At 38.6% G+C, this 21944-nt stretch carries 21 protein-coding genes and 4 pseudogenes; 14 read left to right on the forward strand and 11 right to left on the reverse strand.

All coding sequences use genetic code 11. The annotated features are described in order from the left end of the window. Positions 1-6 precede the first annotated feature (6 nt). Together ACO1B7_RS17775 and ACO1B7_RS17780 are read left to right on the forward strand one after the other, a co-directional pair. Positions 7-573 (forward strand): recombinase family protein, encoded by a 567-nt coding sequence (locus ACO1B7_RS17775; RefSeq protein WP_004758168.1) that lies wholly within the window; start codon positions 7-9, stop codon positions 571-573. Beyond that, entirely contained in the window at positions 566-1540 is a 975-nt protein-coding gene (locus tag ACO1B7_RS17780; protein WP_423090454.1) for an arsenic resistance protein, read from the forward strand. Before ACO1B7_RS17775 ends, ACO1B7_RS17780 begins: the two co-directional genes overlap by 8 nt. Positions 1541-1658: 118 nt before the next feature. Here the strand turns inward: ACO1B7_RS17780 and feoB are convergent, their stop codons facing one another. The 3 genes from feoB to ACO1B7_RS17795 are packed head-to-tail and all read right to left on the reverse strand — an operon-like array spanning position 1659 to position 5030. Next, the gene (feoB, locus tag ACO1B7_RS17785) at positions 1659-3488 is read right to left on the reverse strand and encodes a ferrous iron transporter B (protein WP_262738828.1); all 1830 of its coding nucleotides are present in this window, start codon (positions 3486-3488) and stop codon (positions 1659-1661) included. Next, the gene (locus ACO1B7_RS17790) at positions 3478-3738 is read right to left on the reverse strand and encodes a FeoA family protein (RefSeq protein ID WP_004281857.1); all 261 of its coding nucleotides are present in this window, start codon (positions 3736-3738) and stop codon (positions 3478-3480) included. The genes feoB and ACO1B7_RS17790 overlap by 11 nt, the downstream gene beginning before the upstream one ends. 11 nt (positions 3739-3749) lie before the next feature. Continuing rightward, positions 3750-5030, reverse strand: coding sequence for a cation efflux transmembrane domain-containing protein (locus ACO1B7_RS17795; RefSeq protein ID WP_010117221.1), 1281 nt, complete (start codon positions 5028-5030; stop codon positions 3750-3752). A gap of 90 nt (positions 5031-5120) precedes the next feature. On the opposite strand from ACO1B7_RS17795, the gene cadR reads away from it, so the two are divergent. The 7 genes from cadR to ACO1B7_RS17830 all read left to right on the forward strand — a co-directional run bounded on the left by cadR (position 5121) and on the right by ACO1B7_RS17830 (position 13258). Then, positions 5121-5513: a Cd(II)/Pb(II)-responsive transcriptional regulator gene (cadR, locus tag ACO1B7_RS17800; RefSeq protein WP_004281856.1), complete on the forward strand. Its 393-nt coding sequence runs from the start codon at positions 5121-5123 to the stop codon at positions 5511-5513. A gap of 142 nt (positions 5514-5655) precedes the next feature. Next, positions 5656-6066, forward strand: a complete 411-nt coding sequence (locus ACO1B7_RS17805; RefSeq protein ID WP_004733191.1) for a hypothetical protein — start codon at positions 5656-5658, stop codon at positions 6064-6066. A gap of 49 nt (positions 6067-6115) precedes the next feature. Beyond that, positions 6116-7483 carry a TolC family protein gene (locus ACO1B7_RS17810; protein ID WP_004281854.1) on the forward strand — a complete coding sequence of 456 codons (1368 nt, stop codon included), beginning with the start codon at positions 6116-6118 and terminating at the stop codon, positions 7481-7483. Position 7484: 1 nt separating this feature from the next. After that, the gene (locus ACO1B7_RS17815; protein WP_004281853.1) at positions 7485-8720 is read left to right on the forward strand and encodes an efflux RND transporter periplasmic adaptor subunit; all 1236 of its coding nucleotides are present in this window, start codon (positions 7485-7487) and stop codon (positions 8718-8720) included. Next, positions 8710-11868 (forward strand): efflux RND transporter permease subunit, encoded by a 3159-nt coding sequence (locus tag ACO1B7_RS17820; RefSeq protein ID WP_004733184.1) that lies wholly within the window; start codon positions 8710-8712, stop codon positions 11866-11868. The genes ACO1B7_RS17815 and ACO1B7_RS17820 overlap by 11 nt, the downstream gene beginning before the upstream one ends. An 86-nt stretch (positions 11869-11954) precedes the next feature. Next, positions 11955-12854, forward strand: a complete 900-nt coding sequence (locus ACO1B7_RS17825; RefSeq protein WP_004733183.1) for a cation diffusion facilitator family transporter — start codon at positions 11955-11957, stop codon at positions 12852-12854. A 203-nt stretch (positions 12855-13057) separates the two neighbouring features. After that, the gene (locus ACO1B7_RS17830; protein WP_004665980.1) at positions 13058-13258 is read left to right on the forward strand and encodes a hypothetical protein; all 201 of its coding nucleotides are present in this window, start codon (positions 13058-13060) and stop codon (positions 13256-13258) included. 131 nt (positions 13259-13389) lie between these two features. Here the strand turns inward: ACO1B7_RS17830 and ACO1B7_RS17835 are convergent. Further along, positions 13390-13683: pseudogene (locus ACO1B7_RS17835) on the reverse strand (IS5/IS1182 family transposase); the annotation flags it as partial. Between the two features lie 96 nt (positions 13684-13779). Here ACO1B7_RS17835 and ACO1B7_RS17840 point away from each other — a divergent pair. Both ACO1B7_RS17840 and ACO1B7_RS17845 read left to right on the forward strand, forming a co-directional pair. After that, positions 13780-14484 carry an IS6-like element IS1006 family transposase gene (locus ACO1B7_RS17840; RefSeq protein ID WP_001067784.1) on the forward strand — a complete coding sequence of 235 codons (705 nt, stop codon included), beginning with the start codon at positions 13780-13782 and terminating at the stop codon, positions 14482-14484. A 52-nt stretch (positions 14485-14536) separates the two neighbouring features. Then, a pseudogene (locus ACO1B7_RS17845) lies at positions 14537-14716 on the forward strand (recombinase family protein); the annotation flags it as partial. Positions 14717-14918: 202 nt separating this feature from the next. On the opposite strand, the pseudogene ACO1B7_RS17850 reads toward ACO1B7_RS17845, so the two are convergent. From ACO1B7_RS17850 to ACO1B7_RS17860, 3 genes and pseudogenes are all read right to left on the reverse strand, one after another. Continuing rightward, a pseudogene (locus tag ACO1B7_RS17850) lies at positions 14919-15212 on the reverse strand (hypothetical protein); the annotation flags it as partial. Positions 15213-15258: 46 nt separating this feature from the next. After that, positions 15259-16617 (reverse strand): chromate efflux transporter, encoded by a 1359-nt coding sequence (gene chrA / locus ACO1B7_RS17855; RefSeq protein ID WP_019838421.1) that lies wholly within the window; start codon positions 16615-16617, stop codon positions 15259-15261. A 2-nt stretch (positions 16618-16619) separates the two neighbouring features. Continuing rightward, positions 16620-17540, reverse strand: coding sequence for a chromate resistance protein ChrB domain-containing protein (locus ACO1B7_RS17860; RefSeq protein ID WP_026438269.1), 921 nt, complete (start codon positions 17538-17540; stop codon positions 16620-16622). A 133-nt stretch (positions 17541-17673) separates the two neighbouring features. Between ACO1B7_RS17860 and ACO1B7_RS17865 the strand changes: the two genes are divergently transcribed. After that, positions 17674-18144 (forward strand): DUF1643 domain-containing protein, encoded by a 471-nt coding sequence (locus tag ACO1B7_RS17865; RefSeq protein WP_039048355.1) that lies wholly within the window; start codon positions 17674-17676, stop codon positions 18142-18144. 242 nt (positions 18145-18386) lie between these two features. Here ACO1B7_RS17865 and ACO1B7_RS17870 read toward each other — a convergent pair whose 3' ends face one another. Continuing rightward, a complete protein-coding gene (locus ACO1B7_RS17870; protein ID WP_104472915.1) occupies positions 18387-18911 on the reverse strand; it encodes a TIGR00645 family protein in 525 nt (174 codons plus the stop codon). Beyond that, positions 18905-19000, reverse strand: coding sequence for a hypothetical protein (locus ACO1B7_RS17875; protein ID WP_394803983.1), 96 nt, complete (start codon positions 18998-19000; stop codon positions 18905-18907). The genes ACO1B7_RS17870 and ACO1B7_RS17875 overlap by 7 nt, the downstream gene beginning before the upstream one ends. A 172-nt stretch (positions 19001-19172) precedes the next feature. Between ACO1B7_RS17875 and ACO1B7_RS17880 the strand changes: the two genes are divergently transcribed. Next, positions 19173-20147 carry a calcium/sodium antiporter gene (locus tag ACO1B7_RS17880; RefSeq protein WP_005103529.1) on the forward strand — a complete coding sequence of 325 codons (975 nt, stop codon included), beginning with the start codon at positions 19173-19175 and terminating at the stop codon, positions 20145-20147. A gap of 67 nt (positions 20148-20214) precedes the next feature. Here the strand turns inward: ACO1B7_RS17880 and ACO1B7_RS17885 are convergent, their stop codons facing one another. Both ACO1B7_RS17885 and ACO1B7_RS17890 read right to left on the reverse strand, forming a co-directional pair. Beyond that, complete coding sequence (locus ACO1B7_RS17885; protein ID WP_001067784.1) at positions 20215-20919, reverse strand: IS6-like element IS1006 family transposase; 705 nt, start codon at positions 20917-20919, stop codon at positions 20215-20217. Positions 20920-21001: 82 nt separating this feature from the next. Beyond that, a pseudogene (locus ACO1B7_RS17890) lies at positions 21002-21120 on the reverse strand (BrnA antitoxin family protein); the annotation flags it as partial. Between the two features lie 85 nt (positions 21121-21205). Here ACO1B7_RS17890 and ACO1B7_RS17895 point away from each other — a divergent pair. Continuing rightward, positions 21206-21868, forward strand: coding sequence for a hypothetical protein (locus ACO1B7_RS17895; RefSeq protein WP_423090455.1), 663 nt, complete (start codon positions 21206-21208; stop codon positions 21866-21868). The last annotated feature ends 76 nt before the right edge of the window (positions 21869-21944 follow it).

Consider the following 21944-nt stretch of genomic DNA (forward strand, 5'->3'; position numbering starts at 1 on the left):
GAAAGAGTGAAAGGTCAAAAAGTAGGTTATGTCCGGGTGAGTTCAGTCGAGCAAAATACAGGACGTCAACTTGAGGGAATTGAAATCGACCGGATTTTTGTTGACCGAGCTTCGGGTAAAAATACCGACCGACCGAAATTTCAGGAAATGTTGAACTATGTCCGGGAAGGGGACAGGGTGATTGTACATTCCATGGATCGTTTTGCTCGAAGCTTAAAAGATTTAGTCACTGAAGTAGATAAACTGGTCAAACGAGGAATTGCCATCCAGTTCGTAAAAGAAAATATTACTTTCACTGCTCAATCTACCCCGATGGATAATTTGATGCTGCAATTGATGGGCGCTTTTGCACAGTTCGAACGTGAGATCATTTTAGAGCGTCAAAAAGAAGGAATAAAACTGGCCTCTGCTCAAGGAAAGTACAAAGGGCGTGTACATAAATTGAAACCTGAACAGGCTGAAGCTTTAAGACAAGAATGGAAGGAAGGAAAGTACCCTTCAAAAATGGCATTAGGCCAGGCATTTGGAATTAGTCGCCAGGCGGTATACCGCTATTTAAAAGCAAGTGAGTAACTCAATTAAAATGGAAAATATTCGAAATTTTCTTGAAGATAATCAAGTCAAAATCTACTTCTGTACCATCTTTATCGGAGTTATTTTTGGATTAACCATCAGTGGAGCGACGATTTTAGAAAGTTTGATTAACCCTGCACTGGCATTAATGTTATTTGCTACTTTTTTACAAGTACCTATTGCAGAAATTGGCAAGGCATTAAAAAATTTACGTTTTATTTCTGCATTACTTATTACTAACTTTATTGCCTTACCTTTAATTACGGCAGGTCTAATACAATTTTTACCTGAAAACCCACTTATTCGTTTAGCTGTACTTTTTGTTCTACTAGCACCGTGTATTGATTATGTGATTACTTTCACCCATGTTGGGAAAGGTAATGCAAGATTATTACTTGCGATGACACCTGTATTATTGCTTATCCAAATGATCTTACTATCAATTTATCTTGGTGTACTCCTCGGAGAAGAGGTAGCTCAGCTTGTTGAAATTGGTCCTTTTGTCCATGCGTTTGTATGGTTCATTGTTGCACCCTTAGCAATGGCAGCTATAGTTCAGTTCATTGGGAATAGAAATGAACAAGCAGAAAAAGTGGCTGAAAGCCTAAACTTATTTCCTGTACCTGCCACAGCCCTAGTTTTGTTTATCGTCCTAGCATCAGTTATGCCTCAAATTGGGCTTGCAAAAAGTGCAGCTCTTCAAGCTTTACCAATTTATATTTCTTTTACCATTATTGCTCCATTCGTGGGTTGGATAATTGCTCGTATTTTTCGATTAGAATCTGGCTCTGCTAGTGCTGTGTCCTTTTCAGCATCATATAGAAATTCATTTGTTATTCTTCCATTAGCTTTTGCAATTCCGGGAAGTATGCCCATAATTCCTGCTGTAATCTTGACTCAGACTATCGTTGAACTATGCTTTTTACCAATCTATATTCGTCTGATACCTCGACTATTCAAAACCTAGAGATTTAAACATTTAAGTAGTTGTTATAGTTAGATAAAAGTATTCAGAAGCCCACGCTTACATCGAGTAATTTAATAAAGGGGGGAGCTAGCTCCCCCCTCTTTTATTCATTTGCTAATTAAAACTTACTCGCAACTTGATATGTGATGAATGAAAAGATGTAGGCTAATGCAAACAAATAAGTTGCCATAACGACAGGCTGTTTCCAGCTACCTGTTTCTCGTCTAATTGTTGCTAACGTGGCAAGACAATGTGGAGCAAAAATAAACCATACCAATAATGATAAACCTGTGGCTAACCCCCATCCATCCGGGCCTGAAATTTGACTTAACAGACTTTGAGTTACTGTATCTTCATCACCTGACATCGCATAAATCACCCCAAGAGCAGCAATTACAACTTCCCTTGCTGCCATAGCAGGAATGAGTGCAATACATATTTCCCATGTAAACCCAATAGGCGCAAATATAGGATGAATTAAATGTCCTAACTGACCAGCTAAACTATAGTTAATGGCCGGCATGCTTGCATTATCTGGTGGTTGAGGGAACGTGACTAGCACCCATAACAAGATAGACAGTGCGACGATAATGCCACCAACTCGTTTTAAGAAAATAGTTGCCCTATCATATAAGCCTAATGCAATATTTCTAATATCTGGAATTCGGTATGTGGGAAGTTCAAAAATAAAAATACTTTCAGTTTTATCTTTTCGAACCAATTTCAGAAACACTGAAACTAATAACGCTGAGACTATTCCCGACATATAAAGACCAAAAAGGACTAATCCTTGCAGACTTAACCAGCCGTAGATTAATTGGTTCGGAATAAATGCCGCGATCAATAAAGCATATACTGGCAATCTTGCTGAACAGGTCATCAAGGGTGCAATCATAATTGTTGCTAATCGGTCCCGTTCAGAGCTGATACTTCTGGTTGCCATAATTCCGGGAATGGCACAAGCAAAACTGGATAGCAGAGGAATAAATGAACGGCCGCTAAGCCCGGCTTTAGACATTAATTTATCTAAAAGAAATGCTGCCCGGGGTAAATAGCCTGACTCTTCAAGCATTAAAATGAAGAAGAATAAAATCAAAATCTGAGGCATATATGCAAGCACGCTACCTGCACCAGCAATTACCCCATCCACAACCAAGCTTTTTAATAGAGGATGTTGGATTAGTGGTCCAATAAAATCACTGAGCCATGCGACAAAATTTTCAATGAATTCAATAAAAGGCGTTGCCCATATAAATACCGCCTGGAACATCACAAACATGGTTAAAGTTAAGATTACTAAACCCAATACAGGATGTAGAAAAATTTTATCTAGAAATGCGGTTCTTTTATCACCACTGTCATTATTTAAAATAACTTGTTTGGTGATTTGTTTGACCTGTTCAAAATGACTTAATTCAGAATGATAAGGAGTAATAAAAAGATTTTTTTGATCTAATTGATTAATTAAATCTTGAATTCCTTTTGTTTTAACTGCGACAGCTTCAACTACAGGGATACCTAACAGTTGAGACAGTTTATCCTTATCAATGGAAATATCACGCTTTTTGACCTCATCCATCATATTTAATACAAGAATCATAGGGCGATTTAGAGCACGAACTTCGAGAACCAAGCTCAAATGTAAGCTTAAATTTGTGGCATCTACAACGCATATAAAAATATCGGGTAGAATTTCACCTTTTAGCTCGCCCAAACAAACTGCCCTGGTGACTTCTTCATCTAAACTACTAGGTTTTAAACTGTAAGTTCCGGGTAAGTCCAATACTCGTATTGCATCACCAGAAGGTAATTTAAAAGAACCTTCTTTTCTTTCTACGGTAACCCCAGCATAGTTGGCAACTTTTTGTCGCGTACCAGTAAGCGTATTAAATAAAGAGGTTTTTCCGCAATTTGGATTACCGACTAATGCAATGTTCTTAATCTTCATTGGATACTAACTCTACAAAAATTCTTTCAGCTTCATTCTTTCTTAATGCGAATCTTGAAGTTTCAATTTGAACTAAAACAGGATCTCCGCCAAAAACACCTTTAGTGAGTACTTGTAGAGTTTCACCCTCTCTAAAACCTAATAGTTGGAGCCGTTCCAATACGGGATCAGTGGTATGACTGTATTGATTACCTTTTTTGAGATCTCTAATTTTGACGATCTGATTTTGTTTAACTTGAAATAGATTCATTTTCGATACTCTTACTTCAAAGCCAAAATCTTTCGAGCACCATTAAGCACGAATAAAGAAACCAGGATGCCAATGATTAAGTCTGGGTAAGCTGATCCCGTCCACGCCACGAGTACACCGGCAAATATAACGCCCATATTTACGACAACGTCATTCGCCGAGAAAATCCAACTGGCTTTCATATGTGCGCCATCTTCTCGATGACCAGAAATAAGATATAAGCATGTCACGTTAGCTATAAGTGCGAGCAGGCCAATAACAATCATGAGCGTTGATTCTGGCTCGCTTCCAAACATGAATCGTCTAATGACATCAATAATCACGATGACAGCAAGTAATAACTGAATCCAACCTGCGAAATGGGCTGCTTTCACTTGATATTTCGCAGCTTTTCCGACGGCATATAGCGCAATACCATAAACGGCTGCATCGGCAAACATATCTAGAGAATCAGCAATCAATCCTGTAGACGCAGCAATAATTCCGCTGATGAATTCTATAAAGAAAAGTAGAGCATTAATGCCTAATAACAGTTTAAGTACTTTAGCTTGTCTCACAGGATCAGGTTCATTAGGTATATCGCCTGAAGAAAGCTGTGTTTCATCAAGTTTCGCCCCAAAACCCAGTCCTTCAAGTTTGGCCGTAATTTGCTGACTCCCTTCATTATGGAAGACTTTCAGTTTTCGATTGGGAAGATCAAAAGTAAGACCTTTAACTGCTTCAATATCTGCAAGAGCCATACGGACCATTTGCTCTTCAGCAGAGCAATCCATTTTAGGAATGGTATAGGTACTTGTTTGCTTAGCTTGTTGATTGCTTATATAAGTTTCAGTCTTCACAAGCTTTGCACCAAAACCCAAAGCTTCAAGTTTGGTAGTTATATTTTCATCTTTTTGATTATGTAGAACCTTTAAAGACCGGTTAGGTAAATCAAAGATGAGTTTTTGAACACCATCAATTGAAGATAGCGCCATACGAACCATCTGTTCTTCCGCAGAACAATCCATTTTGGGAACTAAGTATTCACTCATGTAGTGCGAATCTTTTAAAACGTCTTCAGTGCTTAAATTTTCTTTGGGATCAGAACCACAACAGGATTGAGCGGTATCTTCACAACTGTTTGAAGTGTTACAGCAAGGAGATGAAGATTTTTCTTCTTCCTCTTCACCACAACAGCTAGGCGTATTATCACAATTCTTTGAATTGCTTGCTTCTGCAATTGATGGATGATTTTCTTGTTGAGATTTCTTATCTTCGCATGGTGTTTCTTTACTACATCCACAGCCACTCATAGTTATACCCATTAAAAAAATTTATAAACTTTGAATATTAGAATCCCTATAGTTACTATAGAGTCAAGATTTTTTGGAAATACCAACTCAATGCATTTAAAAATTGGTGAACTCTCTAAAAAAACCTCATGTTCAGTATTAACAATTAGGTTTTATGAAAAGGAAGGTTTAATTCCGGAACCCGAAAGAACGGAAGGAAATTACCGCCTTTACGATATAGGCTATGTTGAGCGAATTAAGTTTATTTTGAATTGCCGAACTTTAAATATGAGTTTGAATGAAATTCGTCAATTACTCACCTATAAAGATAATCCCAAGAAAAATTGTTCAGATGTGAATGAATTAATTGACTTACATGTCAGTGCTATCAGAGAAAATATAATCAAGCAACAAAAGCTTATTGAACAATTATCTGATTTAAGAGGTACTTGTGATGGTTTATGTACAATTGACCAATGTGGAGTTCTAAAAAATCTAGCTTGATTATCTAGACCTATGCTTTTTTCAAAAATTCTGTATATCTTTACTTAAGGCTGCAAAAAGTTTAAGGTTACTCAAATTCTGTGATCAGATCTTTGATAGATCTGGACAGCTTCTTATTGGTGTTTTAAATACAGATTTGTGTATGAAGAGAAAAACATTTCTAATCCAGATATTGGTACTCTTATTCACATTCCAGAATATTTGGAGTGTGGCAGAGGCTGCGTGTCTGCATGAAATGCCAAACATACCCAATTCAATACTCTCTAATCCAATCGATTTAGACGAAAAGAGTGATAGTCCTCGTCAAGCACTTTATTCCCTAGAAAACTATAAAGAAATCTATGACTATTGTCAGAAGGTTTGTTTTAACGAAAAGTGCAGTCATTTCTCAAATACAATCGTGATTCAGATTGACCCACCCGATGATCTGAAGCTTAAAGCTAATTTTGAGACCGGCATTACCCCAACTTATTTGGGAATAACTTTTTATAAACCCCCTTATCTGGATCAATTAACCCCGCCTCCCGATTTGCCCCTACTATTGGTGGGGTAGTCTTATAAAAGCCCACCACTCCTAATTTCATTATGCGTGGGGCATTTTCATGTCAAAAAACAAATTACATCAGGATACCTCCATCCTGAATTTATCCTGGTCAGCCTTAGGTAGCGGTATCTTGCTATCTGCAATGATCAGCTTCAGTACTTCCGTAGTCGCCAGTACTCAAGATTTAACGCTGCAGCAAGCTATTGAGCAGGTTAACCAATATCAAGCGTCCCAAAATTTCTGGGAAACGCAAAACAGCATTAATGCCACGAATCTTCAGCAAAGTAAGCTGTTTAAAAATCCTGAACTGTCAGTTGAACAAACGGGATTTGGTTCAAATAATGAAAAAGAGCTTACCATTGGCATATCACAACCCTTGGATATTTTTGGTGAGCGAAGAGCAAACCAAAAATTAGCCAGTCTCTCTACAGATAAAACAGCGCTGAAACAGAAGATTTATCAAGCACAAATTGAGCTTGCAGTGAAATATGTATGGTCACAACTGGCCATTGCTGAACTTGAAAAAAACATTGTCAATGAACAACTTCGGGTGAGCCAAGAAAACCTTCAAGCAATCGAAAAGCGCTTTAATGCAGGCAGTATTGCCCAAGTAGATGTAAATCGCGCACGTTTAAGCCATGCTGAAAATATCCGTCTTTTTAGACAGGCAGACTTACAGGTACAAGTGGCCACCCAACAATTATCAAATTTATGGGGTACGTCTGATAAGTCATTGCAGGTAAACCTCTCTTCACAAAAGCTCTGGCCAAAATCGACTCATGAACAGGTTCAAGAATATTTAGCGGAAAACTACGTTGAGAAATATCGAGCTTTACTGGTATTAGAGTCTCAAGCAACGGTTGATCAACTAAGGGCAAAGGCACGTCCTAACCCCACTTTAAACCTAGGTGTCAACCGCACCCAATCCTTGGAAAACTCCACACAAAATCAATTAGTAGTCGGAGTCAGTGTACCGCTTAATATTTTCGATCGTCAGCAAAATGGCATAAAAATCGCGCAAGAAAAAATGAACTTATTAGAGCGTCAGAAAGAGTTTTATCTGAAGCAAAATGCGCTGCAAATAGGCACAATTTTAACCGAGTTGCAGGGTTTAGAGCTGCAATTCAAAGTCGTTGACGAGACTCAAATTCCTTTGGCGACTCAAGTTCAAAGTAAGACGCTACAAGGTTTCTTGGCAGGCAAGTTTGCTTTAACCGATGTTCAGCAAGCCACGCTTCAATTACAAGACATCCGTCTGCGTAAAGTCCAGTTGTTACGGGATGGCTGGCAAAAGGCCATTGAAGCAGAAAGTTTGAGCTTAGGCATTAGCCCAAGTGAAGTCATGTCGAAAGATGCTATTGCACAAATCAATCAAAACTTATGGCAAGACATACAGGCCATGCCTGTCATTGGTGGGGGAAATTAACATGTTCGATCTTAAAAACAGCTTAAAAAAACAGAGCGGAAAAATCTCTCAACCTCTACTGATTAGTTTGGTTATCGGCGCTACCGTACTCCTCAGTATTTTCTTGATCTTAACGGGTAAGAATAAATCGGAAACATCAGATGAACATGCAGAGGAAGAAAGCGGAGAAGAACATGGCGGTGAAACCGAAGAGCATGCAGAAGGTGTGAGCCTGACTGCCAAGCAACTGGTGGAACAGGGCATACAATTATCAGCGGTCGATCAAGGCCCGGTGGTTAAATTAAGTTCTTATCCTGCCAAACTGAATGTGAATACTGACCAGCAAGCGCACGTCTCACCGAGTTTTAGTGGTCATGTAGAAAATGTCTATGTAGAACTCGGTCAAAAAGTTCAGAAAGGACAGCCTTTGGCTGCGTTGCTTGTTCCTGATCTAGTTGATCAGCAGGCCAATCTTAAAATTGAACAAACCAACCTTGAACTGGCGAAACAAGACTATGATCGTGAGCGTCAGCTTTGGTCACAGGGCATTTCAGCAAAACAGGACTATCAACGTGCTTATAACAGCTATAAACGGGCACAAATTCAGGTTCAAGCGGCCCAATCACGTTTAAGTGCATTTGGTGCAGTGAATGCCAGTAACGGACGCTATATTTTGAAAGCTCCCATTTCTGGCGTGATCAGTAAAAAGGATTTGGTTCTCGGGGAAAATGTTCAGTTAGCCGATCAACTCTTTACGATAGACCGGTTAGATCAACTCTGGCTTGAGTTTATTGTTCCAAATTCTGAAATTATGGGCTTAGCCCCGAATCAAAAGATCGAATTTAAATCCTTGCAAACAGAAAAGGTTTATCAAGCTGTTATTCAGACTTTAAATACTGAAGCGGATATTCAAACAGGTCGTCTTCAGGTGCGAGCAAAAGTTGAATCGAATGCAACCGAATTACGTCCAAACTTGATGGTGAACGTACAGTTGCAACAACGGAGTGAAAGTACCGCATTACGGGTACTTAAGTCCGCAGTTCAGAATGTCGATGGAAAAGATGTGGTTTTTGTCGCCACTCAGCATGGACAAAAAGTTGAATTCAGTCCGCAACCTGTGAAATTAGGGCAATCATCTGGGGAGAGCCAATGGATTGAAGTGGTGAGTGGGCTTAGTCAGGGACAAAAATATGCCGCTCAAGGCAGTTTTTTACTGAAATCCGAGCTGGAAAAAGGAGAGGCTTCACATGAGCACTGAAACTCCTCAAATTCCAGACCACGAATCGGTAAAACCTGAAGGACTGTTTGATCGACTGATCCAGTTTTCTATCCATAACGCAATCTGGGTCATGCTGTTTATTGCGGCTTGGATTGCTATTGGTATTTATAGTTATCAAAAGTTACCGATTGATGCTGTACCAGATATTACCAATACTCAGGTGCAGATTAACACTTCAGCCAATGGTTTTACGGCTTTAGAAATGGAACAGCGGATTACATATCCAATCGAGAATGCCATGTCAGGCATGCCGAAAATGGAACAAACCCGTTCGATTTCACGCTACGGCTTATCGCAAGTGACCATCATTTTTGAAGATGGCACGGATATTTACTGGGCCAGACAGCTTATCAACCAGCGCTTGCAAGAAGCAATGGGAGAAATGCCTGAAGATGTGCAACCTAACATGTCGCCTATTTCGACAGGTTTAGGTGAAATCTATCAATGGGTGATTAAAGCCGAACCAAATGCTAAAAAGCCGGATGGAACCCCTTATTCGGCGATGGATTTACGTGAAATTCAGGATTGGATTGTAAGACCGCAATTACAGCGCGTAAAAGGCGTTGCGGAGATCAACAGTATCGGTGGCTTTAATAAAACCTATGTGGTTGCCCCTGATCTGAACCGATTGCAACAATTGCAAATTCCTTTGTCTGATTTACAAACTGCCTTAACAGAGAATAATGAAAACCGTGGTGCTGGCTATATTGAGAAAAATGGACAACAGCTAACGGTTCGTGTTCCCGGCACTTTAAACACGATTGAAGATATCCAGAACATCAGTATTGCCAATAAAAACGGCTATCCGATTCGGGTGGCAGATGTCGCCAATGTCTCAATTGGTCATGACTTGAGAACAGGGGCTGCAACCTATAATGGTGAAGAAACTGTATTGGGTATTGCCATGATGATGATGGGAGAAAATAGCCGTACCGTTGCTCAAGCCATTGATGAAAAGGTGCAATCGATCCAGCAATCGCTACCTAAAGGTGTGGTGATTGAGACTGTGTATGACCGTACGCATTTGGTTGATCGGGCGATCAAAACCGTTCAGAAAAATTTGATTGAGGGTGCAATCCTCGTCATTGTTATTTTATTTCTCTTTCTAGGTAATTTCCGTGCTGCGCTGATCACGGCTTGCGTTATTCCACTGTCAATGCTGTTTACCTTGACGGGAATGGCAGAGCAGAAGATTAGTGCAAATCTGATGAGTTTAGGGGCACTGGACTTCGGTATTATTATTGATGGTGCAGTGGTTATTGTAGAAAACTGTATCCGTCGGCTAGCAGAAGCTCAGAAGCTGAAAGGTGGTTTACTTAGCCGTTCTGAAAGATTTAAAGAAGTCTTCTTGGCTGCAAAACAGGCGCGTCGTCCTCTGATTTTTGGACAGTTAATTATTTTGGTGGTTTATCTACCTATCTTTACCCTGACGGGTGTAGAAGCCAAACTTTTCCATCCTATGGCAATGACTGTTGTACTGGCTTTAATTGGGGCCATGATTTTATCTGTCACTTTTGTGCCAGCCGCAGTTGCCCTATTTGTCACTGGAGAAGTCAAGGAAACCGAAAGTCGCTGGATGCATTGGCTTAAAACCAAATATGAACTGCTTTTAGATAAAGCCTATGAGCTTCGTTTATTTGTGACTATTGTGGCTGCCTGTATTTTAGTGCTTACGGGCGTGCTAGCCACTCAAACAGGTAGCGAGTTTGCACCTCAACTGGGTGAAGGTGATTTTGCTGTTCAGCAAATGCGTTCCCCAAGTACAGGGTTAGAACAGTCACTGAGAATGCAGGAAAATACTGAAAAGTTACTGTTGAAAGAATTTCCTGAAATTAAAGCGATCTTTGCTCGTACCGGTACAGCAGAAGTGGCCACAGATGTTATGCCACCCAACATTTCAGATGGCGTGGTACTGTTAAAACCTCATGATGAATGGCCTGATCCAAAACAAACGATTGATGAGCTTCGCCAAAGAATGATTACTTTCTTAGCGACATTGCCGGGAAATAACAGTGAGTTCTCGCAACCCATTGAACTGCGCTTTAACGAGTTAATTTCAGGGGTGCGAAGTGATGTGGGTGTCAAATTATTTGGTGATGACATGGAGATTCTAAATCGCGAAGCGAATAAAATTTCTCAAAAAATTAACTCAATTTCAGGCGCGACAGCCGTTAATGTAGAACAGACCAGTGGCTTACCCTTGTTGAATGTAGAGGTGGATAAGTCCAGAGCTGCACAATATGGCTTGTCGGTAAGAGCAATTCAGGATCTGGTAGCTACAAGTGTCGGTGGCCAGAATGTTGGAACAATTTTACAGGGAGACAAGCGTTTTGATTTTGTCATCCGTCTAGATGAATCCCAGCGTAGTCCTGAACAGTTAGCGGTACTTCCTATTCAATTGCCGAATGGTGGTTTAGTCCAACTGCAAGATGTGGCACGCGTTGAAAATATCCTGGGTATTAATCAGGTCAGCCGTGAAAATGGTAAACGTCGAGTGGTTATTACTGCAAATGTAGAAGGACGTGATTTAGGCTCATTCGTAACAGAGCTTCAGAGCACGTTATCCAAACAGGAATTACCAAGCGGTTATTGGATAGATTATGGCGGTCAATTTCAAAATCTGATGTCTGCAAAAGCGCGTATGCAATTGGTGGTTCCGCTCGCATTGTTGACGATCTTTATTTTATTGATGGCTGTATTCCATAATATCAAAGAAAGCTTACTGGTCTTTAGTGGTGTACCGTTTGCCTTATGTGGAGGCTTAATCGCGTTGTGGTTGCGTGACATTCCATTATCCATGTCAGCAGGGGTTGGCTTCATTGCACTATCGGGGGTGGCTGTACTGAATGGCTTAGTCATGCTCACCTTTATCAAAGAGTTGCGACAACAATATGACCTTTATTATGCAACGTGGCAGGGTGCAATTTTGCGTCTTAGACCTGTGCTGATGACCGCTTGTGTGGCGTCCCTTGGGTTTGTCCCGATGGCTTTGGCAACCGGAACTGGGGCAGAAGTACAGAGACCTTTAGCAACAGTGGTTATTGGAGGAATTATCTCCTCTACCCTGCTTACATTGGTTTTATTGCCCGTACTGTACCGCTGGATGAATGAAAAGAAAGTTTCTTAATCCAATAGATTAGTCGATTTACAGCAGAGATATTGGCTGTTATCCAATATCTCTGCTCATCATAAATAGAATAAGGAAAATATTTTATGTCAGAACATCATGATCATAGCCATGCGGTTGTTACTGAAGAAAATAGTAAGAAGTTAATGGTTGCCTTAGGTTTAACGACTACTTTTTTAATAGTAGAAGTTGTCGCTGCTTTTATTACCCAAAGTTTGGCTTTGTTATCTGATGCAGCTCATATGTTTACTGATGTAGCCGCTTTAGCTATTGCTCTTGCCGCTATCAAAATTGGTAAAAAAGCCGCAGATGATAAAAGAACTTTTGGCTATCAGCGATTTGAAATTTTAGCGGCTCTGTTTAATGCGGTGATGCTTTTTGTGGTAGCAATATATATTGTATATGAAGCTTATCAACGTTTTACGAACCCTGCTGAAATTCAAAGTGTTGAAATGATGATTGTCGCGGTCATTGGTTTGGTCGTAAATTTGATTTCAATGAAAATCCTTTCTGCTAGTGCTGAAGGAAGTCTAAATATAAAAGGTGCATATTTAGAAGTTCTTAGTGATGCTCTAGGATCGATAGGCGTGATTATCGGAGGAATAGTTATTTATTTTACCCAGTGGATGTGGGTTGATACCGTAATCGCTGTGTTAATTGGCTTCTGGGTCTTACCTCGAACTTGGATTTTATTAAAACAAAGTATTAATATTCTGCTTGAAGGAGTTCCTGATGAGATTGATATTGAGTCGTTAAGAAATGATTTATTGAAGCTAGAGGGCGTTGAAGGGATTCATCAGTTGAAAGTCTGGGCTATATCCTCAAAAAATATTCATTTAACTGCTCATTTGGTTGCTCCGAATAGCAATACAGATCAACTCTATCAAAAGGCCTTAGAAGTTCTAAAACATAATCATAATATTACTGAAATTACGTTACAAATAGAAAGTAAGGAATGTAATACATTGGAACAGCATAAACATTAAAGTGCTGCTCTTTCTACATAATGGACAGATGACTAGGCTGATAAACCTTACCATTTTCCTGTATTACACTTCTATTTATCACACGCACTTTAAACACCATCCTGAGACATTTTAAAATTACAAGAATGTAATTTATGAGTCCTCTGGGTGTTAATTCTTTAAAGTTAGAATATCTAACAAGTATTAAATGAGAGTAAATAAACATGCTATTCAAAAATAAATTTTGTACTAAATTACTGTTAATTAGTGCATTCTTTAGTATCGCAAGTTTTAGTTATGCAGATGGCGGCTTGTTATTTCTTGAAAAGAATTTAAAAGCTTCTAAAGTTGAAAATTCTAAACAAAAACAAGTTAAAAATAATGAATCAAATGAATCAAATGAATCAAATGAATCAAATGAATAGTTGGGTTGCATAAATAAATCAATTAGACTTATTCATTCAGCAATATAATTCCTGAATGAATAAGTTTATAACTAAAACCGGCTTTGTTGCATAAACATTCAAAAGCTGAGTTTTCCCCAATCCATTCAAATTTAAGTGACAACTTGGGTGTGAGGTCTACCTAATTCCGTAAATCTATTCAGAACTGCCACACGCGCATGAACTTCATTGACCTGACTTTGAAAATGTCTTGCCGTCAGCTTATCTCCTAATAATTTGATGCAATGCATCTTGGTTTCCACCAAACTGCGACGGTGATAGCCCGACCATTTTTTCCATAGGGTTCTGCCTAAATGCTTAACCGTTTGAAGTAACTCATTTCGTTCTATTGAACTGATTTTAGAATCTTTCCAGGGCTTGGCATTCTTCCTGGGTGGAATTACGGCACTGTTGCAAATAACCACGAATGGTAAGCTGAAGGGCACTGTTGCAAATAACCACGAATGGTAAGCTGAAGACTGTTTTAGCTAAAGGTGCAGCATATGAATCCTTTCCATGGTCGGCATTTTCAGGGCGAAATCATTCTTTGGGCTGTGCGCTGGTATTGTAAATATGGCATTAGCTATCGTGAACTGCAGGAAATGCTGGCCGAACGGGGTGTGAATGTTGATCACACGACTATTTACCGTTGGGTTCAACGTTATGCTCCTGAAATAGAAAAACGTTTACGCTGGTATTGGCGTAATCCTACAGATCTGAGCTCGTGGCATATTGATGAAACCTATGTAAAAGTGAATGGACGATGGTCTTATCTGTATCGTGCAGTCGATCAACGTGGCGATACCATTGATTTTTATCTTTCTTCTAGACGTAATACCAAATCAGCATATTGTTTTCTTGGAAAAATTTTAAATAATGTGAAGAAGTGGCAAATTCCACAAGTGATCAACACGGATAAAGCACCCACATATGGACGTGCTTTATCACGGTTAAAACGGGAAGGTAAATGTCCACCAGACCTTGAGCACAGGCAGATTAAGTATAAAAATAACGTGATTGAATGTGATCATGGCAAGCTAAAGCGGATCATCAGGGCCACATTAGGATTCAAATCTATGAAGACGGCTTATGCCACAATTAAAGGTATTGAAGTCATGCGTGCACTACGTAAAGGACAAGCATCGTCATTTTATTATGGTCAGCCTCAGGGTGAAGTGTGTCTAATCAACAGGGTTTTCGGTCTCTAAGTACTTTTTAAAGGGAACATCATCGACTCAAATCTCTATTTGCAACAGTGCCATAAAACTCGCCTCTGCTCAGGGGAAGTACAAAGGTCGGGTGCATAAACTAAAGCCTGACCAAGCTGAAGCTTTACGACAAGCATGGAAGGAGGGGAAGTATCCATCGAAAATGGCATTAGGGAAAGCTTTTGGGATTAGTCGTCAGGCGGTATACCGATATTTACAAGTTAGTGAATAGCTTATTGGGATTAGCAACTAAATTTAGTTTGACTTATAAAAATCATGAAACACTGTTCGAATTTTAAGCGTGGAACGTGAAAAATCACAAAAAAAGCCCACCTTGGGGAAGGTGGGCTATCAACTAGAAACTACAGCATTGATTTCTAAGTGGAATTATAACACATTACGTATAAGGTGTATTATGTTAATTTTAGAAAAATTTAAGAATCTTTACGTAATGGTTTGTTCAATATTTTTGATTTCTTGTCTTTTAGATCAATCAGAAATAACCAATAACATAAGCCAGGAAATAGAGCCATAAAGCTAGCCCATGTTTCGGTATACATCTTCCACCAATCTTCAGCAATCTTTCCAGTATGCCCCCATCCTAAAAGAATAAAAAATGGAGTAGCAATAATTAGAGAGGTAATACAGATGGTTAATAAATTAAGACTGTTATAACGATTTAAAAGAATTGAGAATATGTAGCTGAAAGGCACAGTCAAATAGAAATATAAAGATATAAAAAAACAGTCGAAGTTTATACTTCGACTGTTTAAATTACATAGAAAGAAAGTTAAAGCAAATTAAACCAATTAATGCTGAAGCTGCAAGGACGTACATCACTTTGAGCTGGAAATGAAATAAGCCAACCAAAGCTACAAGTGCAATTAACGCAGCAACAATATCGAAAGAGCCGTTAAAACCTGTTGGCCAAAGTACATGATAAGCAAAAAATAGGGCAAGGTTAAGAATCACACCAACAACTGCGGCTGTAATAGCCGTTAACGGAGCTGTAAATTTGAGCTCATTATGTGTTGATTCGATAATTGGTGCACCAGCTAAAATAAAAACAAAGGAAAACAGGAAAGTAAACCAAGTGACTATGCTTGCTCCAATGGTGCCCGCCAAGAATAAATGATCTGAGCCTAAGATTGCTTGATTGAATGCTCCTAAAAAGCCAACAAATGCGACCACCATAATTAAAGGGCCGGGCGTGCTTTCACCTAGAGCTAAGCCATCTATCATTTGAGTCGGACTTAACCAACCGTAATAGCTTACAGCACCCTGATAAACATAAGGCAATACTGCATAGGCACCACCAAAGGTGAGCAGGGCCGCTTTCGTAAAGAACCAAGCCATTTGGGTGTAAGTATGATCCCACCCCAGCGTTAAGCTTAGGCTCAGGATTGGAATAAACCACAGTAGACCACCAATTAGCAGAATACTGCCCAATCGTTTCCAGCTAAAGATCGCATGTTCAGGTGTAGGAGTATCATCATCAATTAAAGCACGACCATAATCTTTTTTACTCTGCTGGTGTGCGTTTCCACCAGAAAATAGGCTTGGATATTTTTTTCTGGTTAGATAACCAATGATTGCGGCAGAGAGCACAATTAAAGGAAAGGGTAAGTTGAAGAAAAATATAGCAATAAATGAAAGGGCTGCAATCAGCCATAAAAATTTATTTTTAAGTGATCGACTGCCGATTCGATGTGTTGCATGAAAAACAATGGCAACAACAGCAGGTTTAATACCGTAAAAGAGCCCTGCAATAATGGGTACATCACTAAATTTTACATAAACCCATGAAAGACCAATTAAAATAAATAGTGAGGGTAGTACAAAAAGAATCCCTGCAACTAAACCACCGACGGTTCTATGCATTAACCAACCGATATAAGTTGCTAATTGTTGTGCTTCAGGACCCGGTAAGAGCATACAATAGTTCAGTGCATGCAAAAATCGCTTCTCTGAAATCCACCGCTTTTCTTCAACCAGTTCTTGGTGCATGACCGCAATTTGACCTGCGGGCCCCCCAAAACTAATGAACCCCAATTTAAGCCAGAATAGGAATGCTTGCCAAAATGAAACTGACTGTATCTCTTGTTCTGGTTGTATAACAAGTTCTTGTTCCATGATTATTCTCTTGATAGGTTGGCATATAAGCCATCGAAAATGTGATTCGATAATGCAAATAATTGGTCATCGTCACTTATCTGACTTCGAATTCCTTGAATAACTTTTTCAATACCGATCGCTTCTGGAGGCTCAATTCCTCCTACATCAAGGTAATGAACAATTTCAGCGATTTTCTTTAATGCGGGTGTTTCTAGATCAAAACTATGTAAAAGAACTTCGAAGGTCACCCAATGATTGACATGACTGAAAGTTGCACCATCAAAATCGAATCCAAATGCATCTTTGGGGCAGTCACTTGGCGTTTCTAACCAAATGAATGTTGGTGAGGTATCTATAAAAGTCTTGATTAGCCATGCAGAAGCTAGACGATCAATCCAAGGCCTTTGTCGTGTTGCCCAAATTCTGTTTTGATAATTACCTTTATCCAGATGTTGAATATGAGCTTGTATAGCTTTAGGTTCATTGACTTCACCTAGACGTGCAATAGTGAGTTCCAATAAGGAAAGTTCATTAAGAACCTGTACTTGAGTCTCATCTGGATAATAGTCAATGTCTACAAGTGCATCGATGCTTTTTCTTAATTTACGAATCTGTTTGAGTAGTTCTTTCTTATCATCTTTAGTTTGACGATCTCTTATTTCCGTGAGTTGTTTATAGAGGGTTTCGTACTCTTCTTTTCGACTGAAAATAGGTGCGAGTTCAAGATTTAAAGGTGGCTCTGCGTAAAACATATAAGCAGTTCCTTGTTCAGAAACAACATCATTAGCAATAGAGGTAAACTTCTCACTATGATTAATAGGGAGTATGTAGACCCCATCTCTAAGGGTCGCGGCACCACTTGCTTTCAAAGATCGCCAGACTCTCATCCGAGTGCTTGTGTTCTGTGTAGGCAGAGATGTTATGAGCAAAGAAATAGACATGTAGTATACTCAACATATTTGTAGAATATATTACTAATAAATTTTTAAACTTCCAAGACGAATAAATGATTTCCTATAGTAGGAAAAATATTAAGAAAATATTTATCCAGAACATATTTAAATTGAGGGTGTTATGGAAAAGGGAGCAATAATTTCAGATTGCAGTAAATATCGTTATTCTCTATGGCGTATCTGGGATAAAGAGAAACCAATGTTTTCTTTTATTGGTTTGAATCCCTCAACTGCAGATCATATTCAAGATGATCCCACTATCACTCGTTGTATCAACCTTGCCAAAAGTTGGGGTGGCGGTGGTATTTATATGGCTAATCTCTTTGCATATAGAGCAACTGATCCACAAGAAATGATGTCTCAAGAAGATCCCATTGGCTCAGATAATGATTTTTACTTAAGCGAAATAGCTTCCAAATCCCAAAGAATTATTGCTTGTTGGGGTAATAATGGGGGGTATCAACAAAGGTCCTCTACTGTAAAAGAACTATTAAAGGGTAAACTTTATTATCTAGAATTAAATAAAACAGGTGAACCAAAACATCCTCTTTACATCCATTCTGAAACTCAAATTAAGCCCTATTTAACATAATGGCTGTTATACGAAGTAGACTAAAAAGGTTGGCTGCTTATTTTTAAGTTTTGTTAAAATCTCTATCTCTGTTAGACGTTCATAGATCTTGATTAGATTACCATCAGGATTTTAATGCACAAGTCACATAAACACTCATCATACTAATGTCATCGAATAAGGTTAATAAACTAGCTCATGCCATCTACGCTCCTTTGCGCCTATTTGCGTAAATTAATAAATAGATTTCTATTGAGCTTTTTTTAATGTTTTTTAGTATCACCAACAATCTTGTCCATCAAGGCAAACAATAGGCCTGAAAGTACAAACGTCATATGAATAATCACTTTCCACATCAATCTATCAGCATCACCCTCGCTCATATCTTTGGGTATATCCATAAATGATTTAAGAAGATCGATAGCAGAAATGGCAACAATAGCACCAATGACTTTAAGTTTTAGGCCAGAGAAATTAGTTTTTCCCATCCATTCAGGACGATCCTCATGCCCCCCTGTATCAATTTTTGAGACAAAAATTTCGTAACCACTGAATATAATGATGAGTAACAAACTTGCGACCAATGCCATGTCGATAAGAGCTAACGCACCAACGATCACATCGGCTTCAGACGCACTGAGCACATGGGTGATCATATGCCACATTTCTTGGAAAAACTTGATAAATAATAAAATAATACCGAGCACTAATCCCAAATAAAATGGGGCTAGTAGCCAACGGCTATTAAATATGATTTTCTCTAATCTTTGCTCAGTTTTCTTTAGCATATGGATATCTTAAGGTTTTTGATGGTATTAATTATAAGGCTTAATATGATGAAAATCACATCATTGGTAATCGCAAATGCACTAATCATGCTTTCAAGACTGAATGAGACATTAAGGACTTCAAAGTATAAAAAACAATAATACCTTTCCTCATAATTGCGCTGGTTGCTTATGCTACTATAAAACTTAGCCTTCTATTGCTCAATTTTTTATGCCCATTTTTCTTAACGATTACTCTAATTTTTATAAGGAAACGCACTGATGTGGTTAGCAATGCTAGCAGTAGTAGTAGTAGGTCTAGCAATCTTGGTTTGGAGTGCTGATGTTTTTATTGATGGTGCCGTCGCTTTAGCTAATAAGCTGAATGTACCCAGCTTTTTGATTGGTGTCATCATTCTAGGTTTAGGCACTTCAGCACCAGAGATGATAGTGTCCATGTTAGCTGCTTTAGAAGGTAGCCCTGGGCTGGCATTGGGTAATGCTTATGGTTCTAACATTGTTAATATCGCCTTAGTATTAGGCGCAACGGTATTAATAAGTCCAATTATTATCCGAAAAAGTATTATCAATCGTGATATGCCTTTACTACTGTTGGTGACGGCAGTAGCTGCTTGGCAATTAAGCGATGGTGTCTTAGGTAATACCGACGGTATAGTATTGATAGTGCTTCTAGTCGTTGTCTTAGGCATACAAATCATCTTGAGCCTGCGTGAAGGCAACCACGAACATGAAGACGATACTGTAGAAGAAACTGCAAAGGCTGAACACAGTATGGCACAAGGTTTAGGTAGGTTATTTCTTGGTTTGTTCGTATTAATACTAAGCTCGCGCGCTATCGTTTGGGGCGCTACTGAACTTGCTACTTTATGGGGCTTGAGTGAGCTTATCATTGGTCTCACTATCGTCGCTATCGGTACGTCACTGCCTGAATTAGTTGCGAGCTTGTCGGCCGCACGTAAAGGTGAGCATGATATGGCTTTGGGTAATATTATAGGCTCTAACGTTTTTAATACTTTAGGAGTCGTAGGTATAGCAGCACTCATTGCGCCTATTACTCCGAGTAGCATTATTCTGTCGCGTGATATATTAGCGATGAGTCTCTTAACCTTACTACTGTTTGTGATGTGTCTATTTGCATTTAAAACCAAGCGTGTATTCGGTCGTACTTCTGGCACTACTTTAGTACTATTTTTCGTCGGCTATACTGTCTGGTTAATTCAGACGGTCAGTCTGTAGCAAGTTACTAATAATGGCACTGTTGCAAATAGAGATTTGAGTCGATGATGTTCCCTTTAAAAAGTACTTAGAGACCGAAAACCCTGTTGATTAGACACACTTCACCCTGAGGCTGACCATAATAAAATGACGATGCTTGTCCTTTACGTAGTGCACGCATGACTTCAATACCTTTAATTGTGGCATAAGCCGTCTTCATAGATTTGAATCCTAATGTGGCCCTGATGATCCGCTTTAGCTTGCCATGATCACATTCAATCACGTTATTTTTATACTTAATCTGCCTGTGCTCAAGGTCTGGTGGACATTTACCTTCCCGTTTTAACCGTGATAAAGCACGTCCATATGTGGGTGCTTTATCCGTGTTGATCACTTGTGGAATTTGCCACTTCTTCACATTATTTAAAATTTTTCCAAGAAAACAATATGCTGATTTGGTATTACGTCTAGAAGAAAGATAAAAATCAATGGTATCGCCACGTTGATCGACTGCACGATACAGATAAGACCATCGTCCATTCACTTTTACATAGGTTTCATCAATATGCCACGAGCTCAGATCTGTAGGATTACGCCAATACCAGCGTAAACGTTTTTCTATTTCAGGAGCATAACGTTGAACCCAACGGTAAATAGTCGTGTGATCAACATTCACACCCCGTTCGGCCAGCATTTCCTGCAGTTCACGATAGCTAATGCCATATTTACAATACCAGCGCACAGCCCAAAGAATGATTTCGCCCTGAAAATGCCGACCATGGAAAGGATTCATATGCTGCACCTTTAGCTAAAACAGTCTTCAGCTTACCATTCGTGGTTATTTGCAACAGTGCCCTAAAAAGCCAGTTGTACTGGCTTTTTAATTCTTTAAGCATTGCATTACATAGGATTTTATTCATACGTGTTTGATATCCTTTTCCTTAAGCGATTGCATAACGTCTGCATCAATGCGTACAGTCATAACTTGCTTAATCTACGTATTCACTTTGGGTAGAATCTAAAAAATAGCATCCACAGATTCAGCCATCTTATGCAAATTGTTAAATTATGAGGACTTTATGAGTAAATTAATATACTTCACCATTCTTAATTTTTTTTTAATTAATTCAGTTTATGCTGAAAATAATAAATTTTTAGATATGGTTCAAAGTAAAGTAAAACAGGAAATGAAAGATCCAGACTCTACAAAATTTCAAAAATTAAGGGAAATAAAGAATTCTGTTGGTGAGAGTGTTGCTTGTGGTGAAGTAAATGCTAAAAACTCCTATGGAGGATATGTTGGATATCATTTATTTTCGTATAGTTTAGATGGAATTGTAATTTTAAATTCGCCAAAAGATAGTGATTATTATAGAAATAAGTTTGTTTATGACAAATCTGGCTGTGCAGGTGAAAAAGAAGAATTTTTAGCTCGAAATAAAGATATGTTCAAAAATTATTGTTCTGTTGCGTATGAACTTTTTACAGATGTAATAGTAAATAATAAAAGTAATGTAGATGCTATTACGCATGCCATGAATAATTATCAAAAATATAATTTGAACGTGTTTAATAAAGATCTAGATAAAGCAAAAATAGATTTATTAGCAAATTTGGAGCAAGTATTGCAATCTAAAGAAACCGTAAAAAAAATTAAAAAGGACAAAAACGGAATGTTTAAAGCGCAATATATGTTTATTTGCCCTATAAATATGGAAAAAAATTATATTTTTGAAAAATAATTTATGTATGAAAGTATGTAGTTTTTCTAAAATTAACATAATGGTGCTATACGAAATTTAGCCCTTTTAAGGGCTA

The organism is Acinetobacter lwoffii (genome assembly GCF_049367455.1).
Lineage (GTDB): Bacteria > Pseudomonadota > Gammaproteobacteria > Pseudomonadales > Moraxellaceae > Acinetobacter > Acinetobacter lwoffii_W.